This is a genomic window from Gilliamella sp. LMG 34361, from assembly GCF_984569075.1.
On the sequence record NZ_OZ474903.1, the window covers coordinates 643,710 to 661,032 of the forward strand.

Genomic DNA, 17,323 nt, shown 5'->3' on the forward strand with positions numbered 1-17,323 from the left:
ATGAGTCAATTACTCATCCTTTAATTTTTATATAAATAAATCTATAGGTATTAAAATGGCTACAAAGATTTCTGATGTCGTGAAACCTGGTGTTGTAACCGGTGATGATGTTCAAAAAGTGTTTCAAGTTGCTCGTGAAAATAATTTTGCATTACCAGCTGTTAACTGTGTTGACACTAATACAATTAATGCAGTAATTGAAACTGCAGCTAAAGTTGGTTCTGCTGTTATTGTTCAATTCTCAAATGGCGGTGCACAATTTATTGCAGGTAAAGGGTTAAAATTAGATGGGCAAGAAGCTGCTGTTTTAGGTGCGGTTTCGGGCGCTAAACATGTTCACCTTATGGCTGAAAAATATGGCGTACCGGTTATTCTTCATACTGACCACTGTGCTAAAAAACTTCTTCCATGGGTCGATGGATTACTTGACGCTGGTGAAGCTCATTTTGCTAAAACAGGTAAACCTTTATTCTCTTCTCATATGATCGATCTTTCAGAAGAATCTTTAAAAGATAATATTGATATTTGTTGTCAATACCTTGCACGTATGTCGGCAATGAAAATGACATTAGAGCTAGAACTAGGTTGTACTGGTGGTGAAGAAGATGGTGTAGATAATAGCCATATGGATAGTTCTGCATTATATACACAACCAGAAGATGTTGCTTATGCTTATGAGCGTTTAAGCGAAATTAGCCCACGTTTTACTATTGCTGCATCATTCGGTAATGTTCACGGTGTTTACAAACCAGGTAACGTGAAATTAACGCCAAAAATTTTAGATAATTCTCAAAAATATGTATCTGAGAAATTCAATTTACCAGCTAAATCATTAAACTTCGTTTTCCATGGTGGTTCAGGTTCAACACAAGAAGAAATTGCTGAAGCAGTTAGCTATGGTGTTGTTAAAATGAATATTGATACTGATACTCAATGGGCAAACTGGGCTGGTGTTTTAGATTACTACAAAGCAAATGAAGCTTATCTTCAAGGTCAATTAGGTAATCCTGAAGGTGTTGATGCTCCAAATAAAAAATATTATGACCCACGCGTATGGTTACGTAAAGGTCAAGAGTCTTTAGTTGCTCGTTTAGAACTTGCCTTTAAAGAACTTAATGCGATCGACGTGCTTTAATATTTTCTTATTAAGCAAAAGCAGGGCTATCCCTGCTTTTACTTTATCCACTAATAAATAAGTCTTGCATTTTTGTATTAGCTGTAGGATAATTTCGCCCTCATTTAACTTAGGGGAGCTGTCTATTTATTAATAGTTATTATTAATAGAGGCGTTTGCACCCGAGAAAAGGAAACTAAAATGGCAAAAAAAGTACAAGCTTACATTAAGTTGCAAGTTGCAGCTGGTGCAGCAAATCCTAGTCCGCCAGTTGGTCCAGCACTTGGTCAACATGGTGTGAATATTATGGAATTCTGTAAAGCGTTTAACGCTAAAACAGAAAGCATGGAAAAAGGTTTACCTATTCCTGTTGTTATTACTGTATATTCTGATCGTTCATTCACTTTTGTAACTAAGACTCCTCCTGCTGCAGTATTATTAAAGAAAGCGGCTAAAATCAAGTCTGGTTCTGGTGAACCGAATAAGAAAAAAGTCGGTAAAGTAACTAGCGCTCAAATCCGCGAAATCGCTGAATTAAAAGCTGCTGATATGAATGGTGCAACCATTGAAACGATGATGAGTTCTATTGAAGGAACTGCACGTTCAATGGGCTTGGAAGTGGAGGGTTAATTCATGGCTAAATTATCTAAAAAAGCTAAACTTATCCGCGAAAAAGTAAACGCAACTAAACTATATGATATCAATGAAGCAATCGCTTTATTGAAAGAACTTGCCACAGCTAAATTTACTGAAAGCGTTGATGTTGCCGTTAATTTAGGTATCGATTCACGTAAATCAGATCAAAATGTACGTGGCGCTATCGTTCTTCCACATGGTACTGGACGTAGTGTTCGTGTTGCTGTATTTACTCAAGGTGCAAACGCTGATGCTGCTAAAGAAGCGGGTGCTGAATTAGTTGGTATGGATGATCTAGCAGATCAAATCAAAAAAGGCGAAATGGACTTTGATGTTGTTATCGCATCTCCAGACGCAATGCGTGTGGTCGGTCAACTCGGTCAAATTTTAGGACCTCGTGGCTTAATGCCAAACCCTAAAGTTGGTACTGTAACACCTAACGTTGCTGAAGCAGTTAAAAATGCTAAAGCAGGTCAAATTCGCTACCGTAATGATAAAAATGGTATTATCCATACTACTATCGGTAAAGCTGATTTTGATGCAGATAAACTTAAAGAGAATTTAGAAGCATTACTTGTTGCTTTAAAACGTGCAAAACCAGCCTCTTCAAAAGGCGTATTTGTGAAGAAAGTTAGCCTTTCTACTACAATGGGCGCTGGTGTTGCTATCGATCAAGCAACTTTAAATGCATCTGTTTAATTAACAATTAAACAAAGAATCGGTTGGTGTCTGGCCTTAACCAGACCCCGTCCAAGACCGTAGGTGTAATTGATATTTAATTACTTAATTTTCCTACGTAGACGGTGACAGAACCTGATAAGATATAATACAGGAATTCTGCTCATCGTGATTGTGCTAGCTACATTTGTAGTTAGTTAAAGTAATTCTAGGCTTTGCCTAGTTTAATCCAGGAGCAATACCAATGGCACTAAATCTTCAAAATAAACAAGAAATTGTTGCTGAAGTTAATGAAATCGCCAAAGGTGCGCTATCTGCAGTTGTTGCTGATTCTCGAGGCGTAACTGTAGAAAAAATGACTGCATTACGTAAATCTGCTCGTGAAGCTGGTGTTTATATGCGTGTTGTTCGTAACACCTTATTACGCCGTGTTGTTGAGGGAACTCAATACGAGTGCTTAAAAGATACGTTTGTTGGTCCAACTCTTATTGCGTTTTCAAATGAGCACCCAGGTGCTGCAGCGCGTATTTTTAAAGCGTTTGCAAAAGAAAATGATAATTTTGAGATTAAAGCCGCAGCCTTTGAAGGTGAGTTGATTACTGCAGCGAACATTGATCGCTTAGCAACATTACCTACTTATGAAGAAGCATTAGCTCGCTTGATGTCAACCATGAAAGAAGCCGCAGCTGGCAAATTGGTTCGTACTCTTGCAGCGGTTCGCGATCAAAAACAAGCTGCTTAATTGCGGTATGATTGTGAATTTTATTAATTAAAAAAATGTAAATTTGGGAAACTATATTATGTCTATCACTAAAGAACAAATTTTAGATGCAGTTGCTGAAATGTCTGTAATGGATGTTGTTGAACTTGTATCTATGATGGAAGAAAAATTTGGCGTTTCTGCAGCAGCCGCTGTAGCAGTTGCAGCAGTGGGTCCAGCTGAAGCAGCAGAAGAAAAATCTGAATTTGATGTAATCTTAAAAGATGTTGGTGCTAACAAAGTAGCTGTTATCAAAGCAGTTCGTGGTGCAACTGGTTTAGGCTTAAAAGAAGCTAAAGACCTTGTTGAATCAGCTCCAGCAACTGTTAAAGAAGGTGTTAGTAAAGCTGACGCAGACGAACTTAAAAAGGCACTTGAAGAATCTGGTGCAGTTGTCGAACTTAAGTAAGTTTATCGATAACAAGCTAACTGGCTGGGGGTTTTATACCTCCAGCCTTTTTGCGCTGTAATAAGTCAAAATTTTTTTGAAGATTATCAATAAAAGATAATAAAGAAATAATATATTTATTAAGCCTAATCAATTGATATTTATAGATATTTTCGATGAGGTGTCAGGCGTTATTATTTCGTAGTACCCTGATGAATATTTAATCATGCTAAAATAGCAGATAAGCAAGTTGAGGAACTAATGGTTTACTCTTATACCGAGAAAAAACGAATTCGTAAGAATTTTGGTAAGCGTCCACAAGTCTTGGATATACCGTATCTTCTTTCTATTCAACTTGATTCGTTCCAGAAGTTTATTGAGCAAGACCCAGAGGGTCAATATGGCTTAGAAGCCGCTTTTCGTTCAATATTTCCGATAAAAAGTTATAGTGGTAGCGCTGAGTTACAATACGTGAGCTTTAAAATGGGCGAACCTGTGTTTGATGTAAAAGAATGTCAAATTAGAGGGATCACTTACTCCGCACCATTGCGCGTTAAATTACGTTTAGTTATTTATGATAAAGATGCGCCAGAAGGAACAGTTAAAGATATTAAAGAGCAAGACGTCTACATGGGCGAAATTCCTTTGATGACTGACAATGGTACGTTTGTGATTAACGGTACAGAGCGTGTTATCGTTTCACAATTACACCGTAGTCCAGGTGTGTTCTTTGATAGTGATAAAGGTAAAACACACTCTTCTGGTAAAGTTTTATATAATGCTCGGATTATTCCTTATCGTGGCTCTTGGCTTGATTTCGAATTTGATCCAAAAGATAATCTTTTTGCTCGTATTGACCGTCGTCGTAAACTTCCTGCAACAATCATTTTGCGTGCGTTAGGTTATGAAACTGAAGAAATTTTAGATATGTTCTTCGAAAAAACGATTTTCGAAGTAGGCAAATCAAAATTAAAAATGGAGCTCCTGCCAGAGCGTTTACGTGGTGAAACAGCGCTATTTGATATTGAATCTAAAGGTAAAGTTTACGCAGAAAAAGGTCGTCGTATTACAGCTCGTCATATTCGTGAGCTTGAAAAAGATAAAGTCACTAAAATCGACGTTCCAGTTGAATACATTGTTAATAAAGTACTAGCGAAGAATTATATTGATGAAGAAACGGGTGAAGTAATTGCTTTTGCCAATACTCCAATCTCGTTAGAGCTATTGCTTGAATTAACCAATGCTGGCTATAAGAAAATCGAAACTTTATTCACTAATGATTTAGATCATGGTCCATTTATTTCTGAAACCTTAAATGTGGACTCTACTCGAGATCGATTAGGTGCATTAGTAGAAATTTATCGAATGATGCGTCCTGGTGAGCCGCCAACAAAAGAAGCAGCTGAAGCTTTATTTGATAACTTATTCTTCTCTGATGAGCGTTATGACTTATCAGCAGTAGGTCGTATGAAGTTTAACCGTTCTTTAGGACGTGACGATATTGAAGGCGAAAGTGTCTTAACTAAAACTGATATCGTTGATGTAATGAAGAAATTGATCGGCATTCGTAATGGTCACGGTGAAGTCGATGATATCGATCACTTAGGTAACCGTCGTATCCGTAGTGTTGGTGAAATGGCAGAAAACCAATTCCGTATTGGTTTAGTGCGTGTAGAGCGTGCGGTAAAAGAACGTTTATCATTAGGCGATCTAGATTCACTAATGCCACAAGATATGATTAATGCTAAACCAATTTCAGCGGCTATCCGCGAATTCTTTGGTTCAAGCCAATTATCTCAGTTTATGGATCAAAACAATCCATTATCTGAAATTACGCATAAACGTCGTATTTCTGCATTAGGTCCAGGTGGTTTAACCCGTGAACGAGCAGGCTTTGAAGTACGTGACGTACATCCTACCCATTATGGTCGTGTATGTCCGATTGAAACACCGGAAGGTCCGAACATCGGTTTGATTAACTCATTAGCGGTATATTCTCGTACTAATGAGTATGGATTCCTTGAGACGCCATATCGCCGAGTGGTTGATGGTGTGGTAACTGATGAAATTAACTATTTATCAGCAATTGACGAAAGTGAATTTGTTATTGCTCAGGCTAACTCAAATCTTGATGACGATGGTCGTTTTAAAGAAGATTTAGTGACTTGTCGTTTAAATGGCGAGTCTGGTTTATATAGCCCTGAACAAGTCCACTATATGGACGTATCAACTCAACAAATCGTATCGGTTGGTGCTTCATTAATTCCATTCTTAGAACATGATGATGCGAACCGTGCATTGATGGGTGCAAACATGCAACGTCAAGCGGTACCAACGTTAAAAGCAGAAAAACCATTTGTTGGTACTGGTATGGAACGTGCAGTAGCAGTTGACTCAGGTGTAACTGCAGTTGCTCGTCGTGGTGGTACAGTACAATATGTTGATGCTTCACGCATCGTAATTAATGTCAACGATGATGAAATGTATGCTGGTGAAACAGGGATTGATATTTATAATTTAACTAAATATACCCGTTCAAACCAAAATACTTGTATTAACCAAATTCCATGTGTGGAATTAGGTGAAAAAGTTGAGCGTGGTGATGTCCTTGCTGATGGTCCATCAACTGACTTAGGTGAGTTAGCTTTAGGTCAAAACATGCGTGTGGCATTCATGCCATGGAATGGTTATAACTTTGAGGATTCTATTTTAGTTTCTGAAAAAGTGGTACAAGATGACCGTTTCACTTCGATTCATATTCAAGAATTATCTTGTGTATCTCGTGATACTAAACTAGGTGCAGAAGAAATTACCGCAGATATTCCAAATGTGGGTGAAGCGGCTCTTTCTAAACTAGATGAATCAGGTATTGTTTATATTGGTGCTGAAGTTAAAGGTGGCGATATTCTGGTTGGTAAAGTAACACCAAAAGGTGAAACACAATTAACACCAGAAGAAAAATTACTACGCGCTATTTTTGGTGAAAAAGCGTCAGATGTTAAAGATACTTCACTTCGTGTACCAAATGGTGTTTCAGGTACAGTTATTGATGTTCAAGTCTTTACTCGTGATGGTGTACAGAAAGATAAACGTGCTCTTGAAATTGAAGAGATGCAACTTAAACAAGTTCGCAAAGACTTAACCGAAGAGCTTAAAATCCTTGAAGCCGCGTTATTTGCTCGTATCCGTGATGTATTAATTTCTGGTGGCATTAAAGCAGATAAATTAGATGCGTTACCACGTGAAAAATGGTTAACCATTGGTATTGCTAATGAGAGCAAACAAGCGCAATTAGAGCAATTAGCTGAACAACACGAAGAAATTAAAGCTGAGTTTAACAAAAAACTTGAAGCTAAACGCATGAAGATCACTCAAGGTGATGATTTACAACCTGGTGTTCTTAAAATTGTTAAAGTTTACTTAGCTGTTAAACGTCAAATTCAGCCTGGTGATAAGATGGCTGGTCGTCATGGTAACAAAGGGGTTATCTCTAAAATCAACCCAATTGAAGATATGCCATATGATGATAAAGGTCGCCCAGTAGATATCGTATTGAATCCTCTAGGTGTTCCTTCTCGTATGAATATCGGTCAGATTTTAGAAACTCACTTGGGTATGGCGGCGAAAGGTATTGGTCAGAAGATCGATGCAATGCTAAAAGAACAGCAAGAGTTAGCTAAATTACGTGATTTTATCCAAAAAGCTTATGACCTTGGTTTAGGTGCAGCGCAAAAAGTCAATGTTGCTGAATTTACCGATCAAGAAGTGATGACATTGGCGCAAAATTTACGTAATGGTATGCCACTTGCAACACCAGTATTTGATGGTGCAAAAGAGCAAGAAATTAAAGCATTACTTGAGCTTGGTGATTTACCAACTTCAGGTCAAATTACCTTGTTTGATGGCCGTACCGGTGAGCAATTTGAACGTCCAGTAACGGTAGGTTATATGTACATGCTTAAATTGAATCACTTAGTTGATGATAAGATGCATGCTCGTTCTACAGGCTCATATAGTCTGGTTACACAGCAACCGTTGGGTGGTAAAGCTCAATTTGGTGGTCAACGTTTCGGTGAGATGGAAGTGTGGGCACTTGAAGCATATGGTGCCGCTTATACTCTACAAGAAATGTTAACTGTTAAATCAGATGATGTGAACGGTCGTACTAAGATGTATAAAAATATTGTAGATGGTGATCATCGTATGGAACCTGCGATCCCTGAATCATTTAATGTATTGTTAAAAGAGATTCGTTCGTTAGGTATTAATATCGAGTTAGATGAAGAGTAATCTTAGCTAACTAATATGATTTCTATTTATGGGATAACTTATCAGTAATGATAAGTTATCTAATTGGTTTAACTCCATAGGAGTCAATTGTGAAAGACTTACTAAAGTTTCTAAAAGCACAAACAAAAACTGAAGATTTTGATGCTATCAAGATAGGCCTTGCCTCTCCTGATATGATTCGCTCATGGTCTTTTGGTGAAGTTAAAAAACCTGAAACAATTAACTATCGTACGTTTAAACCTGAACGCGATGGATTGTTTTGTGCGCGTATTTTCGGGCCAGTTAAAGATTATGAATGTTTGTGTGGAAAATATAAACGTTTAAAACACCGTGGTGTTATTTGTGAAAAATGTGGTGTAGAAGTCACACAAGCTAAAGTACGTCGCGAGCGTATGGGTCATATTGAACTTGCATCACCAACTGCACACATTTGGTTTTTAAAATCATTACCATCTCGTATTGGTTTATTACTCGATATGCCACTTCGTGATATTGAGCGTGTGCTTTATTTTGAATCATTTATGGTTCTTGATGGTGGTATGACAAATTTAGAACGTGGGCAAATCTTAACCGAAGAACAGTATTTAGATGCGTTAGAAGAGTTCGGTGATGAGTTTGATGCGCGTATGGGTGCAGAAGCTATTCAAGAATTATTACGTAATATTGATGTTCAAGCTGAATGTGAAGCATTACGTGATGAACTATCAACCACTAATTCTGAAACAAAACGTAAAAAGTTAACCAAAAGAATTAAGATCATTGAAGCATTTATTCAATCAGAAAATAAACCTGAATGGATGATCTTAAATGTGTTACCTGTGTTGCCACCTGATTTACGACCATTAGTACCACTTGATGGCGGTCGTTTTGCAACATCAGACTTAAATGATTTATATCGTCGTGTTATCAACCGTAATAATCGTTTAAAACGTTTATTAGATTTAGCTGCGCCAGATATTATTGTACGTAACGAAAAACGTATGTTACAAGAATCTGTAGACGCATTATTAGATAATGGTCGTCGTGGTCGTGCAATCACTGGTTCAAACAAACGTCCACTAAAATCACTTGCCGATATGATTAAAGGTAAGCAAGGTCGTTTCCGTCAAAACCTATTAGGTAAACGTGTAGACTATTCAGGCCGTTCAGTAATTACTGTAGGTCCATACTTACGTTTACATCAATGTGGTTTACCGAAAAAAATGGCGCTTGAGCTATTTAAACCATTTATTTACGGTAAATTAGAGCGTCGTGGTTATGCAACAACCATTAAAGCGGCGAAGAAGATGGTTGAACGTGAAGATGCCGTTGTTTGGGATATCTTAGATGAAGTTATCCGCGAACATCCGGTATTATTAAACCGTGCACCAACACTTCACAGACTAGGTATTCAGGCGTTTGAACCTATCTTAATTGAAGGTAAAGCGATCCAATTGCACCCATTAGTTTGTGCGGCATTCAATGCTGACTTCGATGGTGACCAAATGGCGGTTCACGTCCCATTAACGTTAGAAGCGCAATTAGAAGCACGTGCGTTAATGATGTCAACCAACAATATTCTTTCACCAGCAAGTGGTGAACCTATTATTGTTCCATCTCAGGACGTGGTATTAGGTCTTTACTATATGACTCGTGATAAAGTCAATGCTAAAGGTGAAGGCATGGTATTAACCGGCCCTAAAGAAGCAGAAAAACTGTATCGTTTAGGTCTAGTTGAATTACATGCTAAAGTTAAAGTACGTATAACTGAAAGCCATCGTAACAGTATTGGTGAATGGGAAGATACAACTTCTGTAATTGATACTACTGTTGGTCGTGCTATCTTATGGTTAATTATGCCTAAAGGTATGAGCTTCTCAGTTATCAATCAGCCGCTTGGTAAAAAAGCGATTTCACGAATTTTAAATATTTGTTATCGCCAATTAGGCATGAAAGAAACTGTTATTTTAGCTGACCAGGTTATGTATACCGGCTTTGCTTATGCAGCTCGTTCTGGTGTATCGGTTGGTATTGATGATATGGAAATTCCTGCTAAGAAATTACAAATTATCAATGAAGCTGAAATCGAAGTTGCAGAAATTCAAGAACAGTTCCAATCAGGTTTAGTAACTGCAGGTGAACGTTATAACAAAGTTATCGATATTTGGGCAGCAGCTAATGAGCGTGTTGCTAAAGCGATGATGGATAACCTATCAACTGAAAAAGTTATTAACCGTGAAGGTGAAGAAGAAGTTCAATCTTCATTTAATAGCATCTATATGATGGCCGACTCTGGTGCTCGTGGTTCTGCAGCTCAGATTCGTCAGTTAGCGGGTATGCGTGGTTTGATGGCAAAACCAGATGGTTCAATCATCGAAACACCAATTACCGCAAACTTCCGTGAAGGATTAAACGTACTTCAATACTTTATTTCGACCCACGGTGCGCGTAAAGGTCTTGCTGATACCGCATTGAAAACAGCGAACTCAGGTTACTTAACTCGTCGTTTAGTTGATGTGGCTCAAGATTTAGTTGTTATTGAAGATGACTGTGGCACGTTAGAAGGTGTGGTAATGACACCTGTGATTGAAGGTGGTGATGTTAAAGAACCATTACGTGAACGTGTATTAGGTCGTGTAACAGCTGAAGACGTATTAAAACCAGGTAGTGCGGATATTTTAATCCCTCGCAATACATTACTTGATGAAAATTATTGTGATCTACTTGAAGAAGAATCTGTAGATAGTGTTAAAGTTCGTTCAGTAGTTTCGTGTGATACTGATTTTGGTGTTTGTGCGAAATGTTATGGACGTGACTTAGCTCGTGGTCACTTAGTGAACAAAGGTGAAGCAATCGGTGTTATCGCTGCTCAATCAATCGGTGAGCCAGGTACACAGTTAACCATGCGTACGTTCCATATCGGTGGTGCGGCATCACGAGCAGCAGCAGAATCTAGTGTTCAAGTTAAAAACAAAGGTAGTATTAAACTAACTAATGCTAAATTTGTGACTAACCCAGATCAGAAACTAGTTATTACTTCACGTAATGCTGAATTAACTATTATTGATGAATTAGGTCGAATGAAAGAAACGTATAAAGTTCCTTATGGTTCGATTTTAACTAAAGGTAATGGTGCAGCGGTTGATGCTGGTGAAACGATAGCAAACTGGGATCCACATACAATGCCAGTTATTTCGGAAGCGAAAGGTTTTGTTCGTTTTGTTGATATGATCGATGGTCAAACTATTACTCGTCAAACTGATGAGTTAACAGGTTTATCCTCTATCGTGATCTTAGATGTAGCAGAACGTACTGGTGTTGGTAAAGATCTACGTCCAGCAATTAAAATTGTTGATGCTAAAGGTAATGATATTTTTGTGGCAGGTACAGAAATGCTTGCGCAGTACTTCTTACCTGGTAAAGCATTAGTACAATTAGAAGATGGTGCGGAAATTAATGTTGGTGATACACTTGCACGGATTCCACAAGCATCTGTAGGTACTAAAGATATCACCGGTGGTTTACCTCGAGTAGCTGATTTATTTGAAGCACGTAAACCTAAAGAGCCGGCAATTCTTGCTGAAATTGATGGTATTATCTCATTCGGTAAAGAAACTAAAGGTAAACGTCGCTTAATCATTACGCCACTAGATGGTAGTGAACCATATGAAGAGATGATTCCAAAATGGCGTCAACTTAACGTATTCGAAGGCGAACAAGTTGGCCGTGGTGATGTGATTTCTGATGGTCCTGAATCAGCACATGATATTTTACGTCTGCGAGGGGTTAATGCAGTAACTCGTTACATTGTGAATGAAGTTCAAGAAGTTTATCGTTTACAAGGTGTAAAAATTAACGATAAACATATTGAAGTTATTGTTCGTCAAATGTTACGTAAAGCAACTGTTATTCATCCTGGTGGTTCTCGTTTACTTGATGGTGAACAACTTGAAGTTTCACGCTTGAAGATTATTAATCGTGAGCTTGAAGCACAAGGTAAAGAACCAATTGTTTACTTGCATGATTTACTTGGTATTACTAAAGCATCACTTACTACTGAGTCATTTATTTCTGCGGCATCGTTCCAAGAAACGACTCGCGTATTAACTGAAGCAGCAGTTGCAGGTAAAAATGATGAACTTCGTGGCCTGAAAGAAAACGTTATTGTTGGTCGCTTAATTCCAGCTGGTACTGGTTATGCATATCATAAAGAGCGTTTGCGTAAACGCGCAATGCCATCTGATGATGCAATTCAACCAACAACTGTTTCAGCTGAGGAAGCTACAGCTAACTTAGCGGAATTATTGAATTCAGCAGAAGAAAATCAATAGATTTTAGATAAATCGACTAAAGTAGCACGTGTTATCACGTGCTATTTTTTTGTCGAGTGTATGGTATATGAAAGGAATATTATATGTATATTGTCATGAATCGGTTTAAAATTAAGTTAGGTAGTGAAGACACTTTTATTGAAATATGGCGTAATCGTGATAGCCATTTAAAAGAGATGAAAGGTTTTAGTCGTTTTTATTTCCTTAAAGGTAAAACTTATGAAGATTACACATTGTTTTCATCATATGCTGAATGGGAATCAAAACAAGATTTTGAAAATTGGGTTAATTCTGCTCATTTCAAACATACTCACCGTAATACCGATAGCCGCCCAAATAACGCAGATATCTATTTTGAACCTGCTCAACTTGAATGTTTTGAAGTTATTATCTAAGTAATTTTTAAACTAAAAAATCAAATTTTAAAATAAACATTGTGAGCAATACCAATAAAAAATTACCGATGATAATTCTTCGCAAATTGCATAAAAAAAGATATAATCAAATAAAGTTACATGGGCATTATTAAAGAACTCGATCAGTCCATGTAAATTAAATCTACTATCTTAAAGTCTCTTCTTTGTATTTTATAGTTCATAATTATTTTTATAAAAAGTTGTAAAAATATATTCCTTAATTAAGCATTATAAGTTTGTTTAGTAACAAAATTTTTAGGCTACTGGTTAGTATTTTCTAATTATCATTGCTTTTTTAAGCTATTTGAAAGTTTAACTATTTACAGGGGCTCGTCATGAAATCCAAATTACTATTGCTTATTCTTATTTTAATTATTGTTGGTGGATTTTTCTTTTTTAAAGACTATAACAGTATTCAAACTCAAGACGAAAAAGTAGCGGCTTCTTGGTCAGAAGTTGTTAATCAGTATAAACGTCGAGCAGATTTAGTTCCGAATCTAGTCAATACAGTAAAAGGATATGCAACTCATGAAAAAGACGTTTTTACTCAGGTAACAGATGCAAGAGCGAAAGTGGGTTCTATCCAAATTAATGCAGATCAACTTAGTGATCCCGCTTTATTCTCAAAATTTCAACAAGCTCAATCAGAATTAAGTTCCGCTTTAAGTCGCTTAATTGCTGTTAGTGAAAATTACCCAGAACTTAAAGCAAATACACTATATCAAGATTTAATGAGCCAACTTGAAGGTACTGAAAATCGGATAACGGTTGCTAGAGGTCGATATATAGAAACAGTACAATCATTTAATACTTATATTCGTCAATTACCAACTAAATGGATTGCAAATATTATAGGGGTACAACCAAAACAACAATTTACTGTTGAAAACGAACAACAAATTTCTAATCCACCAGCAGTCAATTTTGGACAATAAGCATAATGAAAAAATATTATCTGCTCTTTTGTTTACTGTTTTTTAGTGCGGTAAGTTATGCATTAACTGAGATTCCTACATTTGATCGCCGTGTTATTGATACATCAGATACTTTAGAACCATCACAAATAGATGATTTGGAATCAAGCTTGATTGCTTTTGAAAAGACGCGAACTGATGGTGCACAGATCGCGGTATTAATGATCTCCAAACTCGATAATGAAACGGTTGAACAGTATGCTGATCGGGTGTTTATACAGTGGAAAATAGGTAAAAAAGAGCAAGATAATGGCATTTTATTATTAATTGTTAAAGATGATAAGTTGATGCGAATTGAAGTTGGTTATGGTTTTGAAGGCATCATTACCGACTTAATTGCTAGTCATATCATTCGTGAACAATTAGCGCCACAATTTAGACAAAATAACTATTATCAAGGTATACATGATGCGCTTTCAGTTTTAATTAATAAGTTGAATGATCCTCAGCAGGTACCGGCGACTAATAGTGATCCAGATCTCAAAACGGTACTTGCTGGTGATTTTGGTGCCAATTTATTTAATTATGGATTAGCATCCTTTTTTATTTGTTTCACTATTGCCAGCTTATTTTCGATTACTTCCACTAAACGAAGTGCTAGCCGAAGTTTAGGTACTGGTTTACTAAATGGTATATCAGTTGGTGGTTTTACTTTGTTCAATGGTTATTCATTACATATTGTCCTACCTCTAATATTTTTAGCATTTGTTGCCAGTGCGATTTTAAGTGGAATTTTAACTATGAGTGGTGGTAGCGGACGTGGTGGTCGAGGAGGCGGTTTCGGTGGGGGTAATGGTGGTGGTTTTGGCGGAGGTTCATTCGGCGGATTTGGTGGTGGCGGCGGTGGACGTAGTGGCGGCGGCGGGGCTTCTGGTAACTGGTGATTTTTAAGATAATAAAGTAATACAAGGAACTAGTTATAGGTCTTTTAACCAATATTACTTAATACGTTTAAGGTTTACATCAAAAAAACAATCATCTTTTGATAAAAAAGTTGAGGAACGGGGTTTTTTTATATTAATTTACGTTTTTATTGATTAAATTTAAAAGTAATCTACTGAATTACTAACCATATATAACAAAACAATGCTTGTTAGTAACAGCATTAATCTATTATGACAATAAATTTCCTTTTGCAATAGGAAAAAGTCTCTCTCCACATTGATAGTTATTTCATTTAGGCTAAGTCTTCTTATAAATAAACAAGAGAATTAGAATGACTATGCCACAAATGGAATTCCGCATGATCGAAGATGATTTAGATACCGAAGTTGTAACTGAGCAAACGATAAAAATCATTAATCGTTGGTTAGCTGATCATCAAATAATCCAAAATGATGTACAAAAAGCGATGTTGTTATCACATGTCAAAGCGATGGTAGAAAGGGCAAAAACTTTACAAAAACTCCCCGACGTCGATCCCACCTTATTTGATCAACTATCAGAAAAAGCTTTAGTACTTGCACGTAACACGGTAAAACTATTCAATAATCTTCCAATAGAAGAGGCTTATTTATTAGCCGTGCATTATGAAGTGGCAATGGCAAATTAAACAAATTATTAGATATAAAAAACAATAATTAACAGGAGAACAATTATGGCTGAAGTGCTCATTGTAATCGGCGATAGAATGGGAAAAGGACAAAAAATTGCAGAGGGAATTAATTCTATTGACGGATGTCGTGCAATTGTCATTTCTGGTATGGCCGCAGATATGAAATTAGGCGATGTAATGAACCAAGAAAATGCAGATTTGGGACTTTCGTTTTGTGGAAGTGGTGGGGCTGGTGCAATAACTGCTCAAAATAAGTATGGTTACTCTCAGCGACATGGTATGCGTTCAATTGAAGAAGGCGAAACAGCTATTAATGACGGTTGTAAAGTACTTGGTTTTGGTTTTATGGATACGGTGGAACTTGGTCAACGTATAGCTCAAGCATTTTTAAAAAAATATCCACGTTTTTAAATTAGGTTCGAAACATGAGAAAAATTGAGCAGGTACAAGTAAGAGTAACCGGGCAAGGAGATTCAAAGCAGCGAGCACTCGCTATAGCACTAAATCAGGTGCAAAAGCAAATGCTTAAAAATACTAATAATGTCATGCTACGAATTGAACCGCTTGATGTTAGTGTTGTTTCTGCTACGGAAAAGATAACTACTGAACGTTTTTTATTTATCTTTCTACCAAGAAAAAAGACATTTTATGATATCACACTTGATGTATCAGTAAATGTTACGTTTCTCGATCTGAACGATATTAAATTTATCTCTAAATAACGTAAAAGGAAAGTCATGGAAATTCTAATTATAGCATTGAAGTCTATTGTGATTGGTGGACTGTGTGGATTTGGAGTAGGCGCTGGCGCAGCTCGTATGTTTCATGCCCCAACTTACCAAGGTATGGGAGCATTTCGTACCCTAGGTGAACTTAATTCTTGTGAAGGCGATCCTGCTGCACATTTTTCATTTGGTTTAGGATTCTTTTTTAATGCTTGGGCTTCATCAGTGGCTGCCGGTTCATTTACCCAAGATGTTGATCATCGCATCATTCCAAACTGGGGTGCTGCACTATTGATGATAAAAAACCGAAATTTGACAGAAACGTTACATGATCCTAAAAAAATGGCCTTTGCTTGTGCATTTATTGGGGTGATTGTCGTGTTGTTCCTAAATACAACAACATCAGTTATTCCCGATTCTTTAAAAATTACCGCAACTAAAGTTCTAGTTCCAGCAGCAAATTTACTTGTGGCAACCGTGATGCCAGTTATTTTCTGGTTAGCAGCTTTAGATGCAGGTAGAAGAAGTGGTTTTTGGGGCACACTGTTTGGTGGGCTTGCGCAATTAATTATGGGTAATGCAGTACCTGGTTTGGTATTAGGTATTTTGATTGGTAAAGGGGTGGATGATAGTGGTTGGAATCGAGTGATGAAAATCATGTTAGTTGCGGTGATTGTTTTATTTGTCATGAGCGGATATTTCCGTGGATTTGATATGAAAATGATTAATTCATTTCGAGATGGTTTGTCTTATTGGTTTAAATAATATAGGGAACAACACATTATGAATACTCAAACAACCATTAATAAAAGTTTTTGGTATGCCGATTGGTCATTCCCTATTCTTTGTGGCTTACTCTCTGCTGGTATTTTCGCTGGAACACATACTTTTTATGTATATGGAATTGGTGCTTTTAATGAAATAGCCTTTGTTGCCATGCTTAAGTCAGGCATGACGACAGGTGATTATGGCGCAGTAGCAGCTTTTGGTGCTAGCTTTTTATTTGCACGTGTCATTGAAGGATCATTAGTTGGAATACTTGATATTGGTGGTGCGTTACAAACAGGTATTGGTTTAGGCGTGCCAGCGTTGTTATTAGCTGGTGGCTATACATTGCCAATTGAAAACTTTTTTGTGGCGTTATTAACTGGTTTATTACTCGGTATGATAATCGGTTTACTTATTATCCTTATCCGTAAATTTACCGTTAATAGTGGTGGAGGTTCAACCTTTGGCGCTGATGTCATGATGGGGGCGGGAAATGCATCAGGTCGATTTCTTGGTCCAATGATTATTTTATCAGCTATGGTTGCATCTATTCCTATTGGTATAGGGTCCTTGCTTGGTGCACTATTATTTTATGTATGGAAAAAACCTATTACTGGTGGTGCAATCCTAGGTGCCATGATTTTTGGTGGTATCTTCCCAATTATATAATGTTATGTCCCCTCTATCATGACTATGGTCGAGGGGTTGG

Annotated in this window: 15 protein-coding genes; all 15 read left to right on the top strand. The window is 37.1% G+C overall.

Going from position 1 to position 17,323, the window contains the following annotated elements; genetic code table 11:
• Positions 1-55 precede the first annotated feature (55 nt).
• The 15 genes from fbaA to AC5LXI_RS03185 all read left to right on the top strand — a co-directional run bounded on the left by fbaA (position 56) and on the right by AC5LXI_RS03185 (position 17,283).
• On the top strand, positions 56-1,135 hold the full coding sequence (gene fbaA / locus AC5LXI_RS03115; protein WP_493443482.1) for a class II fructose-bisphosphate aldolase: 1,080 nt from the start codon (positions 56-58) through the stop codon (positions 1,133-1,135).
• Positions 1,136-1,315: 180 nt separating this feature from the next.
• A complete protein-coding gene (rplK, locus tag AC5LXI_RS03120) occupies positions 1,316-1,744 on the top strand; it encodes a 50S ribosomal protein L11 (protein ID WP_493443483.1) in 429 nt (142 codons plus the stop codon).
• A 3-nt stretch (positions 1,745-1,747) separates the two neighbouring features.
• Complete coding sequence (rplA, locus tag AC5LXI_RS03125) at positions 1,748-2,449, top strand: 50S ribosomal protein L1 (RefSeq protein ID WP_493443484.1); 702 nt, start codon at positions 1,748-1,750, stop codon at positions 2,447-2,449.
• A 223-nt stretch (positions 2,450-2,672) separates the two neighbouring features.
• Positions 2,673-3,170 (top strand): 50S ribosomal protein L10, encoded by a 498-nt coding sequence (gene rplJ, locus AC5LXI_RS03130; protein ID WP_034901673.1) that lies wholly within the window; start codon positions 2,673-2,675, stop codon positions 3,168-3,170.
• Positions 3,171-3,228: 58 nt separating this feature from the next.
• Positions 3,229-3,597 (top strand): 50S ribosomal protein L7/L12, encoded by a 369-nt coding sequence (gene rplL, locus AC5LXI_RS03135; protein WP_493443485.1) that lies wholly within the window; start codon positions 3,229-3,231, stop codon positions 3,595-3,597.
• Positions 3,598-3,837: 240 nt separating this feature from the next.
• Positions 3,838-7,866 (top strand): DNA-directed RNA polymerase subunit beta, encoded by a 4,029-nt coding sequence (gene rpoB, locus AC5LXI_RS03140; protein WP_493443486.1) that lies wholly within the window; start codon positions 3,838-3,840, stop codon positions 7,864-7,866.
• 89 nt (positions 7,867-7,955) lie between these two features.
• Positions 7,956-12,176, top strand: coding sequence for a DNA-directed RNA polymerase subunit beta' (rpoC, locus tag AC5LXI_RS03145; protein ID WP_493443487.1), 4,221 nt, complete (start codon positions 7,956-7,958; stop codon positions 12,174-12,176).
• 83 nt (positions 12,177-12,259) lie between these two features.
• Positions 12,260-12,571, top strand: a complete 312-nt coding sequence (locus AC5LXI_RS03150) for an antibiotic biosynthesis monooxygenase family protein (RefSeq protein ID WP_198198877.1) — start codon at positions 12,260-12,262, stop codon at positions 12,569-12,571.
• 356 nt (positions 12,572-12,927) lie between these two features.
• Positions 12,928-13,527 carry a LemA family protein gene (locus tag AC5LXI_RS03155; RefSeq protein ID WP_065578358.1) on the top strand — a complete coding sequence of 200 codons (600 nt, stop codon included), beginning with the start codon at positions 12,928-12,930 and terminating at the stop codon, positions 13,525-13,527.
• A 5-nt stretch (positions 13,528-13,532) separates the two neighbouring features.
• On the top strand, positions 13,533-14,450 hold the full coding sequence (locus AC5LXI_RS03160; protein WP_493443488.1) for a TPM domain-containing protein: 918 nt from the start codon (positions 13,533-13,535) through the stop codon (positions 14,448-14,450).
• 332 nt (positions 14,451-14,782) lie between these two features.
• Entirely contained in the window at positions 14,783-15,118 is a 336-nt protein-coding gene (locus AC5LXI_RS03165; protein ID WP_493443489.1) for a transcriptional antiterminator, read from the top strand.
• Positions 15,119-15,163: 45 nt separating this feature from the next.
• Positions 15,164-15,532: an SFCGS family glycine-rich protein gene (locus AC5LXI_RS03170; protein WP_493443490.1), complete on the top strand. Its 369-nt coding sequence runs from the start codon at positions 15,164-15,166 to the stop codon at positions 15,530-15,532.
• Between the two features lie 14 nt (positions 15,533-15,546).
• Positions 15,547-15,843: a DUF4312 family protein gene (locus AC5LXI_RS03175; RefSeq protein ID WP_493443491.1), complete on the top strand. Its 297-nt coding sequence runs from the start codon at positions 15,547-15,549 to the stop codon at positions 15,841-15,843.
• Positions 15,844-15,858: 15 nt separating this feature from the next.
• Positions 15,859-16,611 carry a DUF4311 domain-containing protein gene (locus AC5LXI_RS03180; protein ID WP_493443492.1) on the top strand — a complete coding sequence of 251 codons (753 nt, stop codon included), beginning with the start codon at positions 15,859-15,861 and terminating at the stop codon, positions 16,609-16,611.
• 18 nt (positions 16,612-16,629) lie between these two features.
• Positions 16,630-17,283 carry a DUF4310 family protein gene (locus AC5LXI_RS03185; protein WP_493443493.1) on the top strand — a complete coding sequence of 218 codons (654 nt, stop codon included), beginning with the start codon at positions 16,630-16,632 and terminating at the stop codon, positions 17,281-17,283.
• Positions 17,284-17,323: the final 40 nt, after the last annotated feature.

What these genes read in the sequence shown, in the direction of transcription:
- fbaA (WP_493443482.1), top strand. Translation starts at nt 56, where the DNA reads ATGGCTACAAAGATTTCTGATGTCGTGAAACCTGGTGTTGTAACCGGT.
- rplK (WP_493443483.1), top strand. Translation starts at nt 1,316, where the DNA reads ATGGCAAAAAAAGTACAAGCTTACATTAAGTTGCAAGTTGCAGCTGGT.
- rplA (WP_493443484.1), top strand. Translation starts at nt 1,748, where the DNA reads ATGGCTAAATTATCTAAAAAAGCTAAACTTATCCGCGAAAAAGTAAAC.
- rplJ (WP_034901673.1), top strand. Translation starts at nt 2,673, where the DNA reads ATGGCACTAAATCTTCAAAATAAACAAGAAATTGTTGCTGAAGTTAAT.
- rplL (WP_493443485.1), top strand. Translation starts at nt 3,229, where the DNA reads ATGTCTATCACTAAAGAACAAATTTTAGATGCAGTTGCTGAAATGTCT.
- rpoB (WP_493443486.1), top strand. Translation starts at nt 3,838, where the DNA reads ATGGTTTACTCTTATACCGAGAAAAAACGAATTCGTAAGAATTTTGGT.
- AC5LXI_RS03150 (WP_198198877.1), top strand. Translation starts at nt 12,260, where the DNA reads ATGTATATTGTCATGAATCGGTTTAAAATTAAGTTAGGTAGTGAAGAC.
- AC5LXI_RS03155 (WP_065578358.1), top strand. Translation starts at nt 12,928, where the DNA reads ATGAAATCCAAATTACTATTGCTTATTCTTATTTTAATTATTGTTGGT.
- AC5LXI_RS03160 (WP_493443488.1), top strand. Translation starts at nt 13,533, where the DNA reads ATGAAAAAATATTATCTGCTCTTTTGTTTACTGTTTTTTAGTGCGGTA.
- AC5LXI_RS03165 (WP_493443489.1), top strand. Translation starts at nt 14,783, where the DNA reads ATGACTATGCCACAAATGGAATTCCGCATGATCGAAGATGATTTAGAT.
- AC5LXI_RS03170 (WP_493443490.1), top strand. Translation starts at nt 15,164, where the DNA reads ATGGCTGAAGTGCTCATTGTAATCGGCGATAGAATGGGAAAAGGACAA.
- AC5LXI_RS03175 (WP_493443491.1), top strand. Translation starts at nt 15,547, where the DNA reads ATGAGAAAAATTGAGCAGGTACAAGTAAGAGTAACCGGGCAAGGAGAT.
- AC5LXI_RS03180 (WP_493443492.1), top strand. Translation starts at nt 15,859, where the DNA reads ATGGAAATTCTAATTATAGCATTGAAGTCTATTGTGATTGGTGGACTG.
- AC5LXI_RS03185 (WP_493443493.1), top strand. Translation starts at nt 16,630, where the DNA reads ATGAATACTCAAACAACCATTAATAAAAGTTTTTGGTATGCCGATTGG.